This window comes from Priestia sp. HNGD-A6, assembly GCF_045784335.1.
Classification (GTDB): domain Bacteria; phylum Bacillota; class Bacilli; order Bacillales; family Bacillaceae_H; genus Priestia; species Priestia zanthoxyli.
Genome location: NZ_CP138621.1, coordinates 1,806,029 through 1,827,900, shown reverse-complemented (window position 1 = coordinate 1,827,900; position 21,872 = coordinate 1,806,029). Strand labels below are relative to the sequence as shown.

Here is a 21,872-nt window from a genome sequence, read left to right as displayed (position 1 = left end):
CATATGGTTGTATCAAGAAGCGTGTGTGAAGGGGGAACTTTATGAAGTTGAATGAAGTGTTGCACCGCATCACAACTATTTACAATGAGTTAGAAGAAGAGTGCTTTCAATATATAGGGACTGTGATCAATGAAAATGCAGAGCTGGATATTTCTCGTCTAGAAGAATTAAGTGCGCTGTTAAACTTCGTATACGAATGCTCGCAGGATGTATTAGTAGGTTCTATTTTAACAAAATTGGATTATGGACAACCCATTTATCAATTTGCTATGTTAAAGCCTATTTCCCTTGAAGGAAATGAAGATAAGTTAGATATTTTATATGAAGAAAAGGTAAAAGTAGAAAGAGCGATTCTAGATGTGTATACAGCTCAGCGAAAGAAGTTATTGACTCAAGCAGCCGAAGACTTAAAAGAACTGCACTACGAGCTGCAGACCTACGTGTATGCTTGCAACATATAAGTGAATCTGTTGAAATGGCAAGGTATATATACAAATAAAAAGGAACATGTTAGGATAAGTAAAAAGAACTCCTAATCAAAGAGTTCTTTTTATTGTAAAATATATGATTTTGAACTAGTCAAGCATAAAGACGGTGGTAATGGCAGTTACCCTTTTCTTTGTGCTTTTTTTATCCGATTGTGTTGATGATGCTGCTTACTGCGTTAAAAAAGTTCATAAGTACCTCGTTTAGCATGTAATATGCCTCCTCTCTTACTCAATATGTACAATCAAATTATCCAATTGTGTTAATGATGCTGCTTACCGCGTTAAATAAGTTCATTAAAACGTCGTTGAACATGTTTGCAACCTCCTTTATGATAGATTCATATAGTAATACGAGAAAACATAAAGTTTGGATCACATTTTTTTAATGTTTTTTTAGAAAAATAGTTAAAAAAAGAGTTTAATGGAGGTTGAAAAAGATGAATTCGTTTACAAACGACGAAAAGCAAGCGGTATACAAAGCGATTTACGGAAGAAGAGATGTACGCACATTTTTGTCTGATGAGATTCCGAATGAAACGGTTTATAACATTCTACAGGCTGCTCACAGCGGACCTTCCGTCGGGTTTATGCAGCCTTGGAATTTTATATTAGTATCTGATACAGAAGTGAAAAATAAACTTGCCTGGGCAGCAGATAAAGAGAGAAGAGCACTGGCTATTCATTATGAAGGTGAAAAGAAAGAAGATTTTTTAGAGCTAAAGATTCAAGGATTAAAAGAAGCGCCGTTAACTATTTGCGTAACGTGTGATCCAACAAGAGGGGGCTCTCATGTTCTCGGAAGAAACTCAATTCCAGAAACTGATATGATGTCAACTGCGTGTGCGATTCAAAATATGTGGCTTGCTTCATATGCAGAAGGACTGGCAATGGGATGGGTAAGTTTTTATAAAAAAAATGATGTACGTGACATTTTACATATTCCTCCTCATATTGATCCTGTAGCGCTCATGTCAATTGGCTATACAGATAAATACCCTGAGAAACCAATCTTAGAACAAGCTAACTGGGAAAAAAGAAGGGATTTAGACGAGCTAATTTATCATAATGTATGGGAAAATGAAAAAGAATAGCGGAGAGAAAATAAAGACATACTAAAAAGCGCTGAAATATAGTAAAATTTGAATATTAAATGATACACTATATATAGCGAAAGCGGATATGAGCGTCTAGCGTATCCGTTTTATTTATATGTATACAAATGACTTGGGAAAAAGAGAGATAGGAGAATTGAAGGTTTCATGAATATTGCAAGAAGTTGGCTTCACAACAAACTTACTGTTCGCATCATTACGCTTATTATTATTACAGTTTTACTTGTCAGCATTAGAAGTATGCTTCAGCTGCTGTTATTTACGTTTATTTTTACCTTTTTAATTGGTCGTCTTCAACAAACGTTAAGAAGAAAGCTTCCGCTTAATTCAACGCTTATACTCATCGTCATCTATATCGCACTGATTGGTGCTCTCGGTATTGTAGGATATGTATATATCCCGGTTATTATGACGCAAGTTACTGAGCTTGTACAGAAGCTGATGTATTTTTACAAGCACCCCCCTGATAATACATTCGTCACCTATATTATCGATAATCTAAAGAGATTTAAATCACCAGAAAATATTCAGCAGAATATTGATTTAGTATACAGCTATTTATCTAATATTGGAAAAGTAAGTGCACAAGTTTTCTTAGCACTCTTGTTAAGCCTATTCTTTTTACTTGAAAAGTCGCGGATTCACCGATTATTTGTCCAACTGGAACAATCTAGGCTGGGCTGGTTTTTCAAAGAAGCTGGCTATTTGGGGAGAAAATTTGTTAATTCCTTCGGCAAGGTAATAGAAGTTCAGTTTATTATCGCTTTTGTGAACAGCATTTTATCCGTTATTGCCCTGTGGGTGTTAGGGTTTCCTAATTTGCTTGCGCTTGGCGTTATGGTCTTTCTACTAGGGCTAGTGCCGGTTCTTGGGGTATTTGTTTCACTCATTCCGCTTTGTACAATCGCTTACAGTTTAGGAGGCGGTGTAAAAGTACTATCTGTGTTAATTATGGTGGTAGTACTTCACGCACTTGAAAGCTATGTATTAAATCCAAAGCTTATGTCATCTAAAACAAACTTGCCAACATTCATTACGTTTATCATTTTAGTATTTGGTGAACATTTCTTGGGCGTATGGGGGCTGATTCTTGGTATTCCTATTTTTATTTTCTTTTTAGATCTCGTAGGAGTAGATTCAGCACAGCAGCTGTCAAAAAAAGAAGAGACTGGGACAAAATGATTTTAGACGAGGTGAAAAACGAACCATTAATCAAGATGTTTGATTAGTGGTTCGTTTCTTTTTTTAACGAGCGTATCGTTTTTTGAATGACTGGATGATCTCGATGCTTAAGTTTATAAGCAAGAAAGATCTGATTTTTTACCGCTAAATGTTCAAGTTCGATTTTCACCTTTTTTTCTTGGAGCGCTTCTTGAATCAAATAGCGGGGAAGCAGGCTGATTCCCATGTGATGCTGAATGGCTTTTAACACTGTTTGAAGATTTGGAATCACATGATGAGGCTGAATTTCAGGCCGTTTTTTAAAATGCTGTCGCCAAAAACGCCTGATAATAGGAAGTTCAAGGCCATAGCTAATCCACCGCTGATTGTATAAAAAATCCTCTATGTCTTCATTGGGTGTCATTTCAAAAGAAGGAGGGACGGTTAAGACAAACTCTTCTTCTTCAATGACCGTATATTCGACTCCTGGTATTTGCAATCTTTGGGTTGTAATCGCAATATCAATTTCGTCGTTTTGTATCTTTTCAAGTAAAACAGAAGCAATACCAAACTGGCTGTAGCAGCGGATACCTGCATCTTTTATTCTTTCTAAAGCTTGTTCGGTAAAATACTCTACGGGAGAACCAATTTTTACGACCGGCAGCGCGTCGGGAGATGAAGCGGTCATTTTTAATTCAATTGAAGCAGCTTCTAGACTTTCAATTAACGGGACAATACGCGTGTACAGTTCTTTACCTTTTTCTGTTGGAATCATCTTTCTTGGTGCACGGATAAATAAACCTTCGCCTATTTCAGCTTCTAAAGCAGCTAAGTGCTGACTCATGGCCGGCTGCGTTAAGATCCTCGCTCTGGCTGCTTCAGAAACGGATCGATATTTGTAAATGCTAATAAAGCTGCGATACCATTCAAAATCAATCATTTATGCTATCCTTTCTTATAAATTTATTTATGGATATCTATTTATTTTCTAATTTGTATTATAGACAAGCTCTCTTTAAAATAAAAATAGTAAGCAAATCATTTTTAGATAAAATAATAAAAGTAACGCTAAGCAAATGATTTAAAAAGGAGAGTTAAACTGTGAAAGCATTATTATTGCAAGATAAAAATGAATGGACAGAAATGAAAATAGAAGAAATAGAAAAACCTCTTCCAAATAAAGGGGAAGTAGTAGTTGAAGTTCACGCAGTGGGACTTAATCCGGTAGATTATAAAACGGCTACTAACGGAAACCCTCATTGGACATACCCTCACATTCTAGGTTTAGATGTAGCTGGGACAATTGATGAAGTTGGAGAAGGAGTAGTTGACTGGAAAAAAGGAGACCGCGTTGTCTATCACGGAGACTTTATGAAAAAAGGCGGATATGCTGAATATGCGGTTACAACTGCTCATTCAATTTCGCGCATTCCTGATGCTGTTACATTTGAAGAAGCTGCTGCATTGCCTACTGCAGGTTACACGGCGTATGAAGCACTATTTCGTAAACTTCCAATGAACCATATTCAAACCATCTTAATTCACGGAGGAGCTGGAGGCGTAGGGGGCTTTGGCGTGCAGCTTGCTAAAAACGCTGGAAAAACCGTTTTCTCAACAGCTTCAGCACATAATCATGAGTATGTGAAGTCGTTAGGAGCTGATTATGTAATGGATTATCGCGAGGAAAACGTCGTAGAAAAAGTATTGGAGCTGACAAATGGTCGCGGCGTAGATGCTGTGCTTGATACGGTGAGCGCAAAGAACGCAACGGATTCTTTAGATATGATTGCCTATAGAGGACATTTAGCACATATTGCTGGTGCACCTGATTATACAAAAGTAAAGCCTTTTACAAAGGTGATTTCTTATCATGAAGTAGCTTTAAATGCTGCACACCACATTGATGACATGATGGCGCAAGCGGATTTAGCAAAAATGGGAGATGAGCTTTTAGCATTAGTAGAAGAGAAGAAAGTAGCTCCGATGATTGAGCGCATCATCTCGTTAAAAGAAGTGCCAAGTGCATTAGAAGAGCTTTCAAAACGCCATGTGAAAGGGAAAATTATTGCTAAAGTTAAATAAATAGCAGGACAGAAAAGACTCTTTTATTACAACTAATAAAAGAGTTTTTTTCTGCTATTTTGTTTTTTTGCGTTACTTCATTTATGAACTGCATATGATAGAAGATAATCAAATATAGCAAACGGGTGCGTATGAGCTTTTTTTACTAGTAAAATTGCTTTGAAATCGTGAAATTTTGAATAGTTTGAGTTATGATGAAAGAACGTGAAATTTGTATGATTGAAAGGAGAAAAAAGGTGCAAGGGTTTATTGATTTTGTACAAAATTTAGGCATAGTGGGCATCTTTATTGCTACAGCAATCGAAGCTGCGGCAATTCCTTTTCCGTGTACGTTATCGATTTTGCTCATTGGCTCGGTTCTGCAGCTTTCAATATGGAAAATCCTTATGGTTTCAGCTGTCAATACCGTTATTTATATCGCATTCAACTATATTCCGTTCGTGATGGGATACAGGTTTGAATCTATTACCAAACGCTGGTTTGGTGAAAAAAATATAAAGCGTGCTCAAAAATGGTTTCATAAATACGGAAAATGGAGTATTACGATTTCTCGTCCCATCAGTATCGCAAACTATATAACCTATTTGGCAGGTCTTAGTAAAATCAAATCTAAGGACTTTGTTTTATACAGCACCTTAGGCATTTTTCCGTGGTTTGTTTTTTTGCTCTATGTAGGAGGACTTGGAGATATTGAAAAAATCCAAAAATATTTGCATGATGTAGATCGTTTAATATTTGTTATTCTTATAATCGGAGTGATAGTTGGTGCAGGCTGGTGGATGAAAAAGAGAAAAAGTACATAAAAAAGACCGGACCAAATAAGTGATTCCTTAAAATAAGAGCGCTTTTATAGTAAGGTTTTTATAACTCAAAAGAGCCGCCTCTAAGTCGAAACCCTGACTTAGAGGCAGCTCTTTTATTCAACTATAAACAGCCCGCCAGCTTCTATAAGACGTAATATCCTTTGCATCTTCTGTCGCATGAGCTTCACAAAGAAAACCCGCTACTTCACTGCCGTCTTCGAGAGTGATTTTGCCTAGTCCAAGAGGAGAAGGGATAGAATCGGCAAAAGAGCCGAGTAGTGATAAAGGCATTTCCCAAAGTTCAACTTCAATTTTTTCTCCTTGTTGATGCGTTCGCAGCAGCCCCGGTTTTGCTGGAGAAGTAGGCAGTTTAAAAAGCTGGTAATAAGGAGAAGTTTGGTCTTTTCGTACGAATGAAGCTCCGTGTTCACGCATTTGAAATTCAAGTGGAAACCCGCGCATATGCAAACCGCAAACAGCTACTAAGGTTGTATCTTTTTTTGAATCAACCGTTCGTTCACCATTTAAAAACAATTCGCTAAGCCCACAAATAAATTGTTCGCCGTCAAATGTAGAGAAAAATGAAATGCCAAACGGTAAATCAAGATCTGCATCTTGAGATGGAAGAGAGACAGCACATAAATCGAGCAAGTTACAATGGTTTGTAAAACGCCCCATGTCACTGTTTGTTTCAATTGGATTTTCTCTTACTTGTTCCCGCGTCCACGTTCCGCCTGCTGTCGGCATAACAAGAACAGCATTTTTAAGCTGATGATATGCTTTATGTTTAAAGGATTGAAGCTTATGTGAAGCTTGAAATAAAGCAGCAGCATCATATTCTGATTTAGCTCCTGAACGAAGGACTTGCTCGGTTACAGGAAATGCTGTTTCTTCATGAGAAGTAATAAATTCTCCTAAGTCAGCCCAGCGCTCCGCTACGTATGGGCCGTCATACAATAAAGCAGCTGCTTCGCTTAAATACGAGCCGTCAATGTATTCAATGGGAATAGATAAACCTTCAATCTTTTTCACTGCTTGCTTCCAAGCTTCCTCGTACTGCTCAGCAAACGGTCCGTAAAATGAGAGCGGTTCTTTTACCATACAAATTTTTTCAGGGAGAGCCGAAGAAGCCCGAACAACAGAGCGTGACCATGGATCTTGATCGTCTACCCCTCTAATAATAGAATCTACAAGCAGTACGTCACTCCATTCATGAGCAAAAGCAGTGACGCAGTCTAAGCTTTTACACGCCGGAACTACACCTGCAGATGGCCACGCTCCGAGAGAAGGTTTATAGCCAATTAAACGGTTTAAACCGGCTGGAACGCGCCCTGAACCTGCTGTATCGGTACCTAAAGAAAAAGCAGCGTGCCCGCGAGCTACGGATACAGCTGACCCTGAGCTCGATCCGCCGCTAATGAGCTCGGACTTTAACGCATTGTGCGTTTCGCCGTAAGGGCTTCGTGTACCGACCAGCCCTGTAGCAAATTGGTCCAAGTTGGTCTTTCCAAGAGGAATAGCACCTGCATCAATAAGACGTTGAACAACCGTAGCATGTGCAGAAGGGATATACGTATATTCTTTACATCCGGCTGTCGTCCGTACATGGGCTACATCGATATTATCTTTAACGGCGAATGGAATTCCCCATAAAGGTAACGCTTCAGGGCTTAGGGTAGCTAAGCGATCGAGATAAGGTTTTAACTCACCGAGTGTAGGAGGGGTAATCCAAATATTCATGTCTTTATCAGCTTCTACACGCGTAAGAATTTGATGTACTACATCTTCCGGAGTTAATTCTTTTTTGATATACATATCACGTAACCATTGAACCGAAAATGTTTTAGGCAAGCTCACTGTTTTCATTGTATCCACCGTCCTTAATGAGTAATTGGAGCAAAGGCTTTTATACCGGCAATCAGCTGTCCAGCTTGTACTTCATCCCCGGGTTTTACATGAATAGAACTGATATATCCATCCATAGGTGCTAGCTGTGGAAACTCCATTTTCATACTTTCTTCGATAATTAACGTATCGCCTTTTTCAACTTTTTGGCCTTCTTCAACAAGAACTTTCCATACGCTTCCCGGCATTGTACAGCGCGCGGCTTCCGTACCTTCGGGCAGTTCTTGTTCCGTAATTTCAGCCGTTTCATGTTCAGAGACGTACTCAGCTAAGCCAAGTGCTTTCCAATCTTCTCGCTCTGTTTGAAAAGCAGCCTGCTGGGTGTGACGAAAAGCAGCCGTGCTTTCTTCAATAGATGAAAGAAAATCTAAATATTCTCCAAGTTTAAACGTTGTCTCCGTAATATCTGCTTCAAATCTCCCGCGAAGGAAATCTTCGCGCAGTTTTAAAAGCTCATCTGCTTCTACTGGGTAAAATTGAATTTGATCAAAGAAACGAAGAAGCCACGGTTTTCCTGCTTCAAAACTTTCCGTTTGACGAAGTCGGTTCCACATTTGAATCGTGCGTCCCACAAATTGATAGCCGCCAGGACCTTCCATTCCGTATACGCACATATACGCACCGCCAATACCAACTGCATTTTCAGGTGTCCATGTACGAGCGGGATTATATTTTGTTGTCACTAAACGGTGACGAGGGTCTAGAGGCGTAGCAACAGGTGCGCCTAAATATACATCTCCAAGCCCCATTACAAGATAATTAGCGTCAAATACAACTCGTTTCACATCTTCAATGTGATCCAGACCGTTTACTCGGCGAATAAACTCTAGATTGCTTGGACACCAGGGGGCATCTGGACGAACGTTTTGCTGATAGCGTTCAATAGCCAATTGAGTCGCAGGATCATCCCATGAAAGCGGAAGTTTTACAATACGAGACGGAACTTCCATTTCTTCAAGAGGAGGAAGCGCGCGATCAATAGCTGAAATGTGCTGACACAGTTCAAGAATAGACATCTTTGTTGCATCAATATGAATTTGAAGAGAACGGATACCAGGCGTTAAATCTAGAACTGGTAAATCCTTACGCTTTTGAATAGCTTCCATTAAAGCATGCACTTGGAAGCGAAGCAGCAGATCCAGCTCCATTTCTCCGTATTCTACAAGTATATTTGCATCGCCTGAGCAGCGGACGGAAAAAGGGAATCGTCTATTTTCCGTTTCGTTGATCAGCAGCGGATAATCGCTTTTGAGCGGCTGTGCTACTGGATTTGTAAACATAGGAAGTGATGCGGATGTTCCGATACGCTGTAAAAAGTCTTCCTGCGTACATTTGAGTTTTTCAGCTTGTTCAAGGTCAATTAATTTAAACGAAATTTTATCTCCGGGATGAAGCTGTCCTATTTTCCAAAACTCTGCTGAGGCAGTCGTAACAGGGCAAACAAAGCCGCCGAGGCTCGGGCCGTCTGGGCCAAGTAAAATAGGCATATCTCCGGTTAAGTCTAAGGTGCCGATGGCATAGGCATTATCATGAATATTTGATGGATGCAAACCGGCTTCTCCTCCATCTTCACGCGTCCAAAAAGGAGCGGGACCTATTAACCTAACGCCTGTTCTAGAGCTGTTAAAATGAACTTCCCATTTTGTATCTGTTAGCTGCTGCAAGTACTCTGGCTGCAAAAACTCTTCTGTACAATGAGGGCCGGGAATCACTCCGATTGTCCATTCTTTAGACATGGTCGGCTGGTAGGAAAGAGCAAGTTCATTTTCAACGTGAGCGTAGTCAGAAACACGCAGTACATCTCCCGTGCGAAGTGCTCTTCCGCCGTGTCCTCCGAAGCTTCCTAGTGTAAAAGTAGAAGAACTGCCTAATATTTTAGGCATATCAAGTCCGCCGCCAATCAGTAAATACGTGCGCATTCCTTCGGTTGCTTCACCAAATGAAAGAATTTGTTCCGGCTTTGCTTGAATGGTTTTATACATGGGAATTTCAGCGCCGTCTAATGTAGCATGCATGTTAGCACCGGTAATACAAAAAGATACATCGTCTCTAAATTTATAAGAGCCGCCTCGGAGAGTCATTTCAATTCCCGGGGCATCCGGTGAATTTCCGAGAAGTTTGTTTCCTATGCGAAAAGCAAAAGGATCCATTGGGCCGCAGGGAGGAACTCCTACATTCCAGTGCCCGGTGCGTCCCGGGTAATCTTGAACAGTAGACTGAACGCCGCCGTCTAATACTTCAATTGCTTGTTCGCTCGGAGTATATGAGTTAAGCATTTGAGTATATACATCGCCTGTTTTACACGCTTTTTCTTCTAACAGTCCCTGCAAGTATTGAAGATTAGTAGTAACGCCGTATAATCTTGTATCTTTTAAAGCAGCGCTCAATTTTAGAAGAGCTTCTTCTCGTGTTTTTCCATGAACGATAATTTTAGCTAGCATAGGATCATAAAGTGATGTTACAGTAATGCCGTCTCGCACCCATGTTTCAACTCGAGCACTTTTAGAGAAAATGGCTTGGTCGATTTGCCCGCCGCTTGGACGAAAATCATTTAAGCAATCTTCGGCATAAATACGCGCTTGGATACTGTGACCTGAAGGAACAGGAAGCAAAGAAGGAAGGTTTACCAGCTCATCGCATGCTTCTTTAAGCATCCATTCTACTAAATCGATGTTTAACACTTCTTCTGTAACGCCGTGTTCTACTTGAAGACGAGTATTTACTTCTAAAAAATAAAACTTCTCCGCTTCGGCGTCATATAAAAATTCTACCGTTCCTGCACTTCGGTATCCGACTTCTTTAGCTAGTCGAGTAGCTGCTTGCAGCATATTTTCCCGTATATATGAAGGGAAGTTTGGAGCTGGGCTTTCTTCAATTACTTTTTGATTTCTTCGCTGAATAGAGCAGTCGCGTTCCCCTAAAGCTACTACTTCTCCAAAAGAATTCCCGAAGATTTGAACTTCCACATGGCGAGCTTTTTGAATGTATTTCTCTAAAAAAACACCGCTGTTTTTAAAGTTTGTTTGTGCTAAATGGCAAACTGAGTCAAAAGCGGCTTGAAGAGCTTTTTCATCCTGGCAAACACGCATTCCAATTCCGCCGCCGCCAGCTGTACTTTTTAACATAACGGGATAGCCAATCTCTTCAGCAGCACGTACAGCTTCTGATACATCTGTAATAAGAGGTGTACCAGGAAGCAAAGGCACGTCCGCTTTTTGCGCAATTTCCCGAGCTGAATGTTTCAATCCGAATATTTCCATTTGCTGAGGTGTAGGACCAATAAATACAATTCCTTCAGCTCGACAGCGACGAGCAAACTCCGCGTTTTCGCTTAAAAAACCGTAGCCTGGATGAATAGCTTCCGCTCCTGTTTTCTTTGCGATATCTAGAATAAGGTCTTCGTTTAAATAACTTTCTTTGACCGGGCCGCTGCCAATTAAAATGGCTTCATCTGCTTCATCAACGTGCAGGCTGTCTTGATCAGCTTCTGTATAAACAGCCACAGATTTCACTCCGAAATGTCGTAATGTTCGCTCAATTCTAACGGCAATTGCTCCTCGGTTCGCAATTAATACTTTTGTAAACATAGATGAACACTCCTTTTTATAATGAATCCCAAATAACTAAGCGAATAGGGGTAGGGTTATAATCGTTGCACGGATTGTTAAGCTGAGGGCAGTTGCTGATCAATACAAGTGTAGGATTGATCGCTTCCATTTCTACATAGTATCCAGGTGCAGACACTCCGTCATTAAACGTTAATCCGCCGCTTGGCGTCACAGGTACATTCATAAAAAAGTTTACGTTCGGTGCTAAATCTCTTTTAGTGTAGCGGCTATCATATTTTGATAGCTGCAGCATAAATGTATCTCGGCAGTTATGCATCGGAAGCGTGTCATGTGCATAACGTACGGTGTTGCTTTGTGCGGAACAAGCTCCACCTAGGGTATCGTGGCGTCCGCACGTGTCAGCTACAATTTTGACTAGTTCTTTGCCAGATTGAGAAAGCAGCACCGTGCCGGTGGATAAATAAATATTTCCTTGATTAGCAATCGTCGATACTGCACTGTAATGATCTTCTGGATTTTCTGCATCAAAGAATAACGTATCCGCTGCTTGATTTCCTTTTACATCTATTATTCTAAGAGTTTGACCTGCTTTAAGTTGGTGCATCCAGCCGTCCCCAGCCAGTACCGTTTCATCATAAATTGCGTTCTCTATTTTTCTGCTGCTTTCCACTCGATTAAATACAGCCATTATAGAAGCCTCCTTCATTTTTAAATCGTTGATAATGTTTTATTTCCAAGCAATAGGTCATAAGACCATGTGTTTTCAAACGCTCGTTTATTTTCAGGCCTAAAATTTAAACAGTAGTCGTCTGAGCTTACAGGAGCTGCTTCATCTACGGTTATTTCAATCGGAACAGAAGGATACGTTTCGCTCGGGTCTAGGGGGTTAGGTGTATTAGACAGTAGAAAAAGCAAATCCATCTCTGTTCTAAGCGTAATAAAATCTCCTTTTTTACAATGAGAAGAAACAAAATTCATATTGCCTTCTTCGTCGCAGTATACTTTTGAAAATAAGTTAAGATTAGGGACTAAATCCCGTGTTGTTAAACCGTTGCGCAGAAGCTCCATTGAGAAGTTTTCTTCGCCATTCCTTCGCCATTCGTTTCGGGATTCTTGATAAGTAGATGCACCGTATTTTTGATGAGTTAAGCTGCGCGTAGTGTAGCCTGAAATGGTATCATGCCAGCCGGTGGTGTCAGCAGTAATGCTTGCAAATGCTCTGCCGTTGTCACTCATCAGAACGTGTCCTTTTGTTAAATGAGCAGTATGCTGAGCTTTTAAGGTATCAGGCATGTTGTATCGTTCCGTTAAATCATAAGCGTTGTACAATAGTAGGGATGCGTTTGCACCGGATTCTTGTGCGGTAAACGTCACTGATTTTCCTCTTCCAATTCGTCCTGACCATTTTCCGCCCGCTGGGATGGTTTGCTTCCAGATATAACTCATAAAATAACCTCCTTAGAATAAAAAAAGGATAAAAGCTTGGGAGAGTAGTCTCCCAGGCTTTTATCCTTCCGTGTTATACAGCATAGCGCCATATCGCTCTCTCTCGGACCAGTCTTTAACGTATGTTAAACGGAACCCTAGACAGCTTTTTTGTTCTTAACATCTGTAAGAACCTTTATCCATTTTTGGCTTTCGATTAATCGTAGTATAGTATGTTTGAAAATAAGTTGACAAGCAGTTTGTTAGAATACCTGACACGAAAACTGATTTTTCAGTTTATTTTTCAGGGACCGTCACTTTTGAATGATCTCTCTTTACAAAAGGAGCCGATAGTCGAGATTTTACAAATAAATAGAGAAACCCAACCGTAAGCCAGGCGACACCAATCAAAAGAGTGTCTTTGTTTAACAGTGTGAGCAGCCATCCGATAAATGCCGCTCCTATCAAAGGGAAGATTAAATAAAGTATTGTTTCAGTAAACGATCGTTTCTTTAACTTAATATAAAAATGGGCAATGACTGATAGATTAACAAATGTAAAAGCGGTTAAGGCACCGAAACTGACAAAAGTAACGGCTGTGTTTAAATCAATAAACATTCCCAAAAACGAAAAAGCGGTAACAAGCAAGATATTCACCACGGGCGTTTTAAACGTTGGATGAATATATGAAAATACCTTCTGAGGCAGCACGGATTCACGGCCTAAAGCATATAAAAAGCGAGTCACGCTTGTGACTGAAGAAACTCCTTGAGTAAAGGTTGCGATAATTAAGACCGTAATAAATAGACTGCTTAAAAGATTTCCGCCCACTAATTTTACAAGGGTGTAGGCAGCATTATCAGGATTAGTAAATGTGAATCCCGGATAGGCAATCTGTGTAAAATACGAAATAGCGATGTACATAACAGCTGCAATACAAACAATAAGAAAAATGGCTTTTGGAATGGTCCTTTCCGGTTGAATCGTTTCTTCCGCCATTGTTGTAACGGCATCAAATCCTAAAAAGCAAAAGCAAATGAGCGCAGCTCCAGAAAAGATAGTCGTAAACGGTACATCTGAAGCCAAAAAAGGATGAAGTGAAAAAAGAGTAGAAGAACTAGCTTGACCTGTTGCAATATCTTTGATGATAAATAAACAAAACAAACTTATAAATAGAATCTGAACTACAACAGAGATGCCGCTTATACGAGCGACAGATTTAATACCAACAATATTGACTAAAGCTAAGATAATGTTCATGACAATGACCCATACGTATACAGGAATAGAAGGAAATTCTGTATGCATAAAAATACCAAATGTTAAAATAGCGATAATAGGGGAGAAAATATAGTCTAAAAGAAGTGCCCAGCCTACTAAAAAGCCAAGGCGAGGATGTATAGCTTTTTTCGTATACGTATAAGCAGATCCTGCTATTGGATATGCTTTTACCATTCGGCTATAGCTATATGCGGTAAAAAAGATAGCTAAAAAAGCAATTAAATAAGCAAGGACCATTTGCCCTCCAGCCGCATCGTAGGCTACTCCGTAAACTGTAAAGAAAATCATCGGAGTCATCCAGGCAAGACCCAAAAATACAATTTGATATACCTTTAGCGATTTACTTAACGCTGGTTGGTTGTTCATATAAATCCCTTCTTTCCTCTATTTTATACTAGTAAAAAAGAAAAGCCTGGGAGAATGATGTCATTCTCCCAGGCTTTTATCCTTCCGTGTATACGGACCGTTCCGCACGCTCTCTCTCGGACCAGCCTTTAACATGTGTTAAACGGAACCCTAGATCGCTTTTTGTCTTCAACAGAGTGAAGACCTTTATAGATAATGTAAGTAGTTCGAAGTATAAGCAGGATTATAAGAAGATGCAACTACTGTGTTAGATAGTTTAACAAACTTTTTAAAAAAGTAAACTTTTGTAAAAGGCGAACTATATATAATTTTATTAAAAAGATTATTCGTTTATATTTGACTTATAGAGAGACCTATAGTATATTTGTAGACAAGAAAAAGCTAAATACGGTTCACTCATATATGTTTGAGAATATGGCTCAGACGTTTCTACCTTATCACCGTAAATGATAGGACTATGAGTAAAAAGTGAATCTAGGTTCCCATTTTTACGTTAGTAGAAAGTTTGGTCCAAGCGATTCACATATTCATTTTTGAAAAGAAGTGGATATGACACCGAAGGGATAAAAGCCCAGGCGGGTAGGTTTTTGCTCATTGTATTTGAGAGACCTGCCTTTGTTTGGGCTTTTTCTTATGTGTCTATTTACAGTGTGAGCGAGTGGTGGAAATTTTTTGCTTGTATCTGCATTGCTTTCTGGGGAGAATAGCGATGCAAAGCATGAAATCACTCACTGAAGCTTTATCTGTAAGCCCTCATTTAACCATGGGAAGTACATTCTATCTATTTTCTAGCATTTTTTCTTTGATGAGCAGCGTGGGGACGCTGCTCCTTTTTTTTGTTCTTGCTTTTTTCTCTGTAAATAAAGGCCTTTAGAGAGAAGGTGATTCGCGAAATTTGGCGAATTAATGCTTTAAACAATAAATGATAAATAAGATAAAGCGGTCTATGAAAAATGAAGAAGTTGAAAAATTGAGGAGGGAATTATATTGCTTCACTTAATTAATGTTCGCTTGCCAATTATGCACGATCACGCTCTTTTTGAAGTGAAAATTTCAAATGGAATGTATACTTCTATCGTTTTACAAAACGGTTATCTTGAAGGTGACGAGTTTTTTCCGCTACACGCGGCCGTGTTAGGAAAAGAAACGTCACTTGATGCACAGGGGCGTGTACTATTACCAGGATTTGTAGATATGCATATGCATTTAGACAAAGCTCATTCGCTTCCTCAGGTACCCAATCTATCTGGAACTCTTCAAGAAGCCATTAAAAATTACAGCAGCAGCCTGCCGGCATTTCCAGAAGAAGAAATTAAGCAGCGAATGTTAAAAACTGCTTTGCAGGCATTAGCTAACGGTACGACTACGATTCGAACGCATATTGATTTTGACTGCAGCATGGAAGAAGATAGCTTATTTCGAAGTTTACAAGCGGCTGTCGAAGTGAGAGATGAATTAAGCCCGTATATGGATGTGCAGGTTGTTCCGCTATTCTCTAACTTAGACATTGATGATATGCATAAGATGACTAAAATTGAACGAGCATTCGACCTTGAAATTGATGCGATTGGAGGCTGTCCTCATTTAGCTGGAAATCCAGAAAAAGAGATTGATGCTCTGTTTTCGCTGGCTCAAGCCTATAATAAACCTCTTGACTTACATGTGGATGAAAGCGATGATCCATCTGTTGATACGATAATTAATATTGCTCATAGAACAATTGAATTGAATATGGAAGGAAAAGTGGTAGTGGGGCATCTTTGTTCGCTTGCAGGAATGACTGATGCAAAAGTGAAAGAAATCTTAAACCTTTTGAAACAGGCGAAAATTGGAGTTGTCACATTACCTGCTTCTAATTTATATTTACAGGGAAGGGAAGATAAAGGAATTGTAAGACGAGGCGTAACGCGTATTCGCGACATACAAAAAGCAGCGATTCCGATTGCTACTGCATCTGATAACGTGAACGACCCCTTTCATCCGTTTGGAAAAGCAGACTTGCTGCAAGTAGGGTTACTAACTGCCTATGCTGCACATATGGGAAGTCCAGATGATCAGCGGCAGTTGCTCCGAATGATTACAAGTATACCAGCCCGGCTGATTGGAAAAGAAAAGTATGGAGTGGAAGAAGGAAACGAAGCAAACTTTGTTCTGTTAAATGTCCAGTCTGTACAGGAAATATGGACTGAACTTCCTGAAACTCGCTTTGTTTTCAACAAGCATCGCTGGCTTAGCGTAAAAGAGACGCATCAGCGGCTCGCGGATACGAACTTGACTAATCTTTGGCAGGAAAATCAAATTTTAATTGGTTAAATAGACATAAAAAGAAGCTGTCACTAAAGTGACAGCTTCTTAATCAATTACTTTTGAACGTTAGCAGCTTGTGGTCCACGAGCTCCATCTTCGATTTCAAATGTAACTTCTTGACCTTCTTCAAGTGATTTGAAACCTTCGCCTTGGATAGCTGAGAAGTGTACGAATACGTCGTCTTGTCCTTCTACTTCGATGAATCCAAAACCTTTTTCTGCATTAAACCATTTTACTTTACCTTGTACCATTGTAGTACCTCCTGTGTGGAAAATCCACGAATATATTACTATCTCTGCTCAATTTCAATAAGAATCACTTTAAAGAAAGTCTTTCTATTTGTTAACACCGAACAAGAAATAATATACCTAGTATAACACTTTTTTATAAAAAAGAAACCTTTTTTCATAAAAAAGTACTCTGAGATAAAAATAAGTTGAAAATATGGGAATATTTTGAAATAGTAAATAAGCTATTGTTTTGTGGATTTTTTAGCGATCCCTAAAATCTTTTATCTCGTAAAAAAATGAATAGTGAGGTTGACAAATTGAATAACGTGTAACTATAATGGTTACAACGAGCTGAAAAGAAATAGCAGTGTTATAAAAGCTCAAATTTTTTTGTGTAATGTGTAACTATTGTGGTTACAACAAAAATAAAAGGAGAGAATAAAAATGAAAATTGGCGTTATTGGAGCAACAGGAAAAGCAGGTCAATTAATTATGGAAGAAGCAAAACAGAGAGGACATGAAGTAACAGCCATTGTTCGAAATGCTTCTAAACTAAAAAATCAAACAAACGTAATTGAAAAAGATATTTTTGTCATTACTTCAAAAGACATTGAACAGTTCGATGCTGTGGTAGACGCATTTAATGCACCTCCCGGAAGCGAACAGATGCACGTTGAGTCTATACAATCACTTATTAAAGCATTTCAAGGTGTTCAAACGCGACTCGCAGTAGTGGGCGGTGCAGGAAGTTTATTTGTAGATGAAGAAAAAACAATGCCTTTAATGAGCACAGAAGGTTTTACAGCAGCTTATTATCCAACGGCTTCAAATATGGGCAAAGGTTTAAAAGAACTAGAAAAATCAACTATAGATTGGACTTATTTAAGCCCAGCCGCTTTTTTTGACCCAGAAGGTGCTCGCACTGGAGCCTATCAATTAGGAAAAGATCACGTGATCACAAATAGTCAAAATGAAAGCTATATTAGCTATGCTGATTATGCGATTGCTTTAATAGATGAGTTAGAGAATAAAAACTATGTAAACGAACGTTTTGCTGTAGTGGGTGAGAAAGCATAAGCTTACGTTTGAGTCATATAAAAAAACAGCTTACATTTGTTGTGAGCTGTTTTTTTATATAGAACAAAATAGATATAAAGCAACGGAAAATGGTTTAGATTTTTTATTATTTCTTCGTTTTTCTTTTTAAAAACGATACAATACAACATAGATGATAAAAAGGAGATGAAAAGATGATTCGTTTTGGTGTAATAGGAACAAACTGGATAACAGATCGACTGTTAGAATCAGCTCAGTATGTAGACGATTTTCAGCTTGCAGCTGTTTATTCTCGAACCATTGAAAAAGCAGAAGCATTTGCAGGTAAATATGATATTCCTCATATATTTACTGATTTGGAGGAAATGGCAGCAAGTGCTGAAATTGATGCCGTGTATATTGCTACTCCAAATGCTTATCATGCGGAACAAGCTATCTTATTTTTGAAAAATAACAAGCATGTACTGTGTGAAAAACCGCTCGCAGCCAATGCAGCAGAAGTAACTCGCATGATTCAAGCAGCCAAGAATCACAATGTGTTACTAATGGAAGCGATGAAATCAACCCTTCTTCCTAACTTCAACGTGATTCAAGAGAACTTACATAAAATTGGTCCAATTCGAAAATACGTGGCATCTTACTGTCAGTATTCTTCTCGTTACGATAAATACAAAGAAGGTATCGTGCTTAATGCCTTTAAGCCAGAGCTTGCCAACGGTTCACTGATGGATTTAGGTGTATATTGTCTGTATCCTCTGATTACGTTGTTTGGAGGGCCTCATAAAATAAAGGCAACGGCGTTTATGCTAGAATCTGGAGTAGATGGAGAAGGATCAGTTGCTTTAGAGTACGAAGATCGTGACGCGGTCATCATGTATTCTAAAATTACAAATTCGCATTTACCAAGTGAAATTCAAGGAGAAAAAGGCAGTATGATTATTGACAAAATACATACCGCTGAAAAGGTAGAAATTCGATACAATGACGGACGGGTAGAAGAGTTAACGGTCGATCAGCCTTATCCTGCTATGTACTATGAAATAAATGAATTCGTAGAGCTGTTAAAGCAAGGAAAGATGGAATCGGACACAAATTCTTATGAAAATTCATATCTAACAATGCACGTGATGGATAAAGTGCGAGAGCAAATCGGTCTTGTATATCCGAATGATAAGAAATAAATAAAAGAGGCTGGACAAAAGTAGTTTAGTTGAAGGAAGATCCGAACGAGTTTGATTCTTGATGGAGAATTAAACTCGTTCGGATTTTTTAATGGGTAGGGTAAAAGCAGGTTTTAAGTAACAAGTAGTGACCCTTATTAGATGATTTATACCATTTGTTCGTCTCTAAATTGGATTTAGATCGTTATGTCTCATTCTCTTTTATTGTATTTATAAAGAACATAATTGAGATTCGAAATCTTGTTGCAGCACACTGTAAAAGCAAATATGTTGAAGCAAGGGAAGTTTTTTAGTATCTTCTATGTTCATTCATCCCTGCATACATAGGATTGATCAAGGGAAAGAATAAAAAGAGTGAGAAATATTCGATAATCAATCCTAGATTAAAATGATTATAAAAAAGTATTGACTATAATAATAGCTCGTGTATAATAAAGAATGTAATCAATAGTTATTACTAGTTTATAATGATACTAATAATCGTTATCAAATAGTAAATAGTGCTGATTGCATTAAAAATAATACATACAAGCATAGGCTTGTTAAATACATTGTACAAGGAGAGGTTTTGACATGGCAGAACGTATGGTAGGAAAACAAGCACCACGCTTCGAAATGGAAGCTGTACTTGCAAATAAGGAATTTGGAAAAGTAAGTTTAGAAGAAAATATGAAAAACGGTAAATGGACAGTATTGTTCTTCTATCCAATGGACTTTACATTCGTATGTCCAACAGAAATTACAGCCCTATCAGATCACTACGAAGAGTTTGAGGATCTAGATGCTGAAGTGGTAGGTGTTTCTACAGATACAATTCATACTCACTTAGCTTGGATTAACACAGATCGTAAAGATAATGGGCTTGGAGATTTAAATTATCCATTAGCTGCAGATCCAACTCATGCAGTAGCACGTGATTACGGCGTATTAATTGAAGAAGAAGGCGTAGCGCTTCGCGGATTATTCATTATTAATCCAGAAGGTGAATTACAATATGCAGTTGTAAACCATAACAACATCGGCCGCAGCGTAGAAGAAACATTACGTGTACTTCAAGCACTTCAAACTGGCGGACTTTGCCCAGCTAACTGGAAACCAGGTCAAAAAACACTTTAATAAATAACGGTAGAGTAGAGGAGAACTTCCTCTACTGCTGCCATTAAAATAGAAAAGATAGTTTTCTAACTGTAAAATACAGAATATTCAGTTTAATTAATGTAGAGGAGGATTTTAACATGAAATTACGTGAACAAATGCCTGAATTAACTGGAGCAACATCTTGGATTAACGACGAAGTGACAAAAGAAGATTTAGTAGGTGATAAAGCAACGCTTATCCACTTTTGGTCAGTAAGCTGCCATTTATGTAAAGAAGCAATGCCTGAAGTTAATGATCTTCGTGATGAGTATGATGATCAATTGAATGTTGTAGCGGTTCATATGCCTCGTTCGGAAGATGACTTAGATATGGGTGTTATTGAGGCAATGGCAATGGGACACGATATTACTCAGCCAATTTATGTAGACAGTGAGCATAAGTTAACAGACGCTTTTGAAAATAAATATGTACCAGCATATTATGTATTTGATAAAGAAGGTCAGCTTCGTCATTTCCAAGCGGGTGGAAATGGAATGCCAATGCTTCGCAAACGTATCAACCGCGTTTTAGGAGAAGAATAATCTATACATGAAGAAGAAATAAAAAGGGCCGGGATAAAAATATTTTAGCCGAAGTGAAAAACGAAACACTGATCAACATGTTTGATTAGTGTTTCGTTTTTTTGTTATGCAGAACGTAGATTTCATCTGTTTCGTTCCTTCTAGCAGTTGATTGGAGGGCAAGCGACGAGGAGGCTCAGCGGCCGCCCGCGGAAAGCGAAGTCTTGCACGGAAATCAACTGCGGTGTAATAAGCAGTCCAGCTCATGTATTCTATTTGTTCGTCTTTAGATTGGATCCATTTCGTTATGTCTCAATCTCTTTTTTTTATTTTTACTGAGTCGTTTTGATTATTAATGAGCATTTCATCATATTGACATAAAAAACCTAATATAGTTAAATTTATATAAGAACAAACGTTCGTTTTTTGGTGTTGTTATTTTACTCTTTTCTCCCTTTTTAATAAGTATAAGAAAAAAAGGAGGAGATTTGCACAATGACTCAGCTCTATTCGCAGCAAGAAAAGCGGCACGACAAAGAATGTACCTTTCATACATTTCTTACAAACCACAGCGCAACTCTTCAGACTCATATAATGAATACATTTTTGACACCAGAACGCTATGAGCGATTACAAAAAGCGGTTGTTAAAAATGATACAAAAGAACAAAGACTTCTAAACAAAGAATTTCATCAGTTTTATAGTGAAGTTAGATTGCTTCATTATATTAACAAGCTTTGCAGACATTATTCCAGAGATGTTATGCGTGTAAAAGAAAAAGAGCGTTCATATATTCCTCTTCGCCTGCAGCAGCCGGCTGCGCTAGATGGAAATCGAACAGTTGAAGATATGCTAGGAGTACAGGACGGAGCTGTATGGGAGCATGAATTTTTAGGAAATCAACTTGAAAATCGTATTCTTCATCATGCATTTCGCCAATTAACGGCCAAGCAGCAGTGTATGCTGCACTTGATTATTGTCGAACGCTGGACTCATAAAGAAATCGCTGCTTATTTTTCTATTTCTCAGCAAGCGGTTTCTAACCATTACCAACGTGCGCTAAGCAAGTTGAAAAAAATTATGAAGGTGAGTGATAGATATGTTTGATCCTCAATGGCTTCAACTTGTTGGAAACGTAGGATTTCCCGCTGTCCTTTCTTTTTATTTATTACTGCGTGTAGAAAACAATATAAAGCGACTCGAAGAAAAAGTGGAAGAATTAACAACTGACTTAAGAAAGAAGTGAAG

General features: G+C 38.6%; 19 protein-coding genes and 3 riboswitches. Of the genes, 12 read left to right on the top strand and 7 right to left on the bottom strand.

Annotation, left to right across the window (positions count from 1 at the left end):
- Positions 1-41 precede the first annotated feature (41 nt).
- From SCI76_RS09225 to SCI76_RS09215, 3 genes are all read left to right on the top strand, one after another.
- On the top strand, positions 42-461 hold the full coding sequence (locus SCI76_RS09225) for a hypothetical protein (protein WP_048020122.1): 420 nt from the start codon (positions 42-44) through the stop codon (positions 459-461).
- Between the two features lie 464 nt (positions 462-925).
- The gene (gene bluB / locus SCI76_RS09220) at positions 926-1,579 is read left to right on the top strand and encodes a 5,6-dimethylbenzimidazole synthase (RefSeq protein ID WP_048020123.1); all 654 of its coding nucleotides are present in this window, start codon (positions 926-928) and stop codon (positions 1,577-1,579) included.
- 168 nt (positions 1,580-1,747) lie between these two features.
- Positions 1,748-2,782: an AI-2E family transporter gene (locus tag SCI76_RS09215; RefSeq protein WP_028412216.1), complete on the top strand. Its 1,035-nt coding sequence runs from the start codon at positions 1,748-1,750 to the stop codon at positions 2,780-2,782.
- A 43-nt stretch (positions 2,783-2,825) separates the two neighbouring features.
- Here SCI76_RS09215 and SCI76_RS09210 read toward each other — a convergent pair whose 3' ends face one another.
- Positions 2,826-3,701: a LysR family transcriptional regulator gene (locus SCI76_RS09210; RefSeq protein WP_033578188.1), complete on the bottom strand. Its 876-nt coding sequence runs from the start codon at positions 3,699-3,701 to the stop codon at positions 2,826-2,828.
- Between the two features lie 161 nt (positions 3,702-3,862).
- Here SCI76_RS09210 and SCI76_RS09205 point away from each other — a divergent pair, with 161 nt between their 5' ends.
- Both SCI76_RS09205 and SCI76_RS09200 read left to right on the top strand, forming a co-directional pair.
- Positions 3,863-4,843, top strand: a complete 981-nt coding sequence (locus SCI76_RS09205) for a zinc-binding dehydrogenase (RefSeq protein WP_048020124.1) — start codon at positions 3,863-3,865, stop codon at positions 4,841-4,843.
- Between the two features lie 236 nt (positions 4,844-5,079).
- Positions 5,080-5,646 (top strand): DedA family protein, encoded by a 567-nt coding sequence (locus tag SCI76_RS09200; RefSeq protein WP_223546326.1) that lies wholly within the window; start codon positions 5,080-5,082, stop codon positions 5,644-5,646.
- A 117-nt stretch (positions 5,647-5,763) separates the two neighbouring features.
- Here SCI76_RS09200 and atzF read toward each other — a convergent pair whose 3' ends face one another.
- The 5 genes from atzF to SCI76_RS09175 form a co-directional block, all read right to left on the bottom strand.
- Entirely contained in the window at positions 5,764-7,512 is a 1,749-nt protein-coding gene (atzF, locus tag SCI76_RS09195; protein WP_048020126.1) for an allophanate hydrolase, read from the bottom strand.
- Positions 7,513-7,526: 14 nt separating this feature from the next.
- On the bottom strand, positions 7,527-11,138 hold the full coding sequence (gene uca, locus SCI76_RS09190) for an urea carboxylase (protein WP_407545161.1): 3,612 nt from the start codon (positions 11,136-11,138) through the stop codon (positions 7,527-7,529).
- A gap of 16 nt (positions 11,139-11,154) precedes the next feature.
- Positions 11,155-11,808 carry an urea amidolyase associated protein UAAP2 gene (locus tag SCI76_RS09185; RefSeq protein WP_063248244.1) on the bottom strand — a complete coding sequence of 218 codons (654 nt, stop codon included), beginning with the start codon at positions 11,806-11,808 and terminating at the stop codon, positions 11,155-11,157.
- Positions 11,809-11,828: 20 nt separating this feature from the next.
- A complete protein-coding gene (locus SCI76_RS09180; protein ID WP_034269787.1) occupies positions 11,829-12,566 on the bottom strand; it encodes an urea amidolyase associated protein UAAP1 in 738 nt (245 codons plus the stop codon).
- A gap of 47 nt (positions 12,567-12,613) precedes the next feature.
- A riboswitch (guanidine-I (ykkC/yxkD leader) is annotated at positions 12,614-12,718 on the bottom strand.
- A gap of 124 nt (positions 12,719-12,842) precedes the next feature.
- Entirely contained in the window at positions 12,843-14,192 is a 1,350-nt protein-coding gene (locus tag SCI76_RS09175; RefSeq protein ID WP_034269790.1) for an APC family permease, read from the bottom strand.
- Between the two features lie 63 nt (positions 14,193-14,255).
- Positions 14,256-14,357, bottom strand: a riboswitch (guanidine-I (ykkC/yxkD leader).
- A 211-nt stretch (positions 14,358-14,568) separates the two neighbouring features.
- A riboswitch (purine riboswitch) is annotated at positions 14,569-14,670 on the top strand.
- A 509-nt stretch (positions 14,671-15,179) separates the two neighbouring features.
- Here SCI76_RS09175 and SCI76_RS09170 point away from each other — a divergent pair.
- Positions 15,180-16,505 (top strand): amidohydrolase family protein, encoded by a 1,326-nt coding sequence (locus tag SCI76_RS09170; protein WP_223546327.1) that lies wholly within the window; start codon positions 15,180-15,182, stop codon positions 16,503-16,505.
- A gap of 47 nt (positions 16,506-16,552) precedes the next feature.
- Here SCI76_RS09170 and SCI76_RS09165 read toward each other — a convergent pair whose 3' ends face one another.
- A complete protein-coding gene (locus SCI76_RS09165; RefSeq protein ID WP_013055689.1) occupies positions 16,553-16,750 on the bottom strand; it encodes a cold-shock protein in 198 nt (65 codons plus the stop codon).
- A 423-nt stretch (positions 16,751-17,173) separates the two neighbouring features.
- Between SCI76_RS09165 and SCI76_RS09160 the strand changes: the two genes are divergently transcribed.
- The 6 genes from SCI76_RS09160 to SCI76_RS09135 all read left to right on the top strand — a co-directional run bounded on the left by SCI76_RS09160 (position 17,174) and on the right by SCI76_RS09135 (position 21,870).
- Complete coding sequence (locus tag SCI76_RS09160; RefSeq protein WP_063248243.1) at positions 17,174-17,806, top strand: NAD(P)-dependent oxidoreductase; 633 nt, start codon at positions 17,174-17,176, stop codon at positions 17,804-17,806.
- 173 nt (positions 17,807-17,979) lie between these two features.
- Positions 17,980-18,966 carry a Gfo/Idh/MocA family protein gene (locus SCI76_RS09155; RefSeq protein WP_048020132.1) on the top strand — a complete coding sequence of 329 codons (987 nt, stop codon included), beginning with the start codon at positions 17,980-17,982 and terminating at the stop codon, positions 18,964-18,966.
- Between the two features lie 573 nt (positions 18,967-19,539).
- Positions 19,540-20,082, top strand: coding sequence for a peroxiredoxin (locus tag SCI76_RS09150; RefSeq protein WP_014461319.1), 543 nt, complete (start codon positions 19,540-19,542; stop codon positions 20,080-20,082).
- A 119-nt stretch (positions 20,083-20,201) separates the two neighbouring features.
- Positions 20,202-20,645: a TlpA disulfide reductase family protein gene (locus SCI76_RS09145; RefSeq protein ID WP_013055693.1), complete on the top strand. Its 444-nt coding sequence runs from the start codon at positions 20,202-20,204 to the stop codon at positions 20,643-20,645.
- 474 nt (positions 20,646-21,119) lie between these two features.
- Positions 21,120-21,731 carry a sigma-70 family RNA polymerase sigma factor gene (locus tag SCI76_RS09140; protein ID WP_048020133.1) on the top strand — a complete coding sequence of 204 codons (612 nt, stop codon included), beginning with the start codon at positions 21,120-21,122 and terminating at the stop codon, positions 21,729-21,731.
- On the top strand, positions 21,724-21,870 hold the full coding sequence (locus SCI76_RS09135; RefSeq protein WP_013055696.1) for a YvrJ family protein: 147 nt from the start codon (positions 21,724-21,726) through the stop codon (positions 21,868-21,870). Before SCI76_RS09140 ends, SCI76_RS09135 begins: the two co-directional genes overlap by 8 nt.
- The last annotated feature ends 2 nt before the right edge of the window (positions 21,871-21,872 follow it).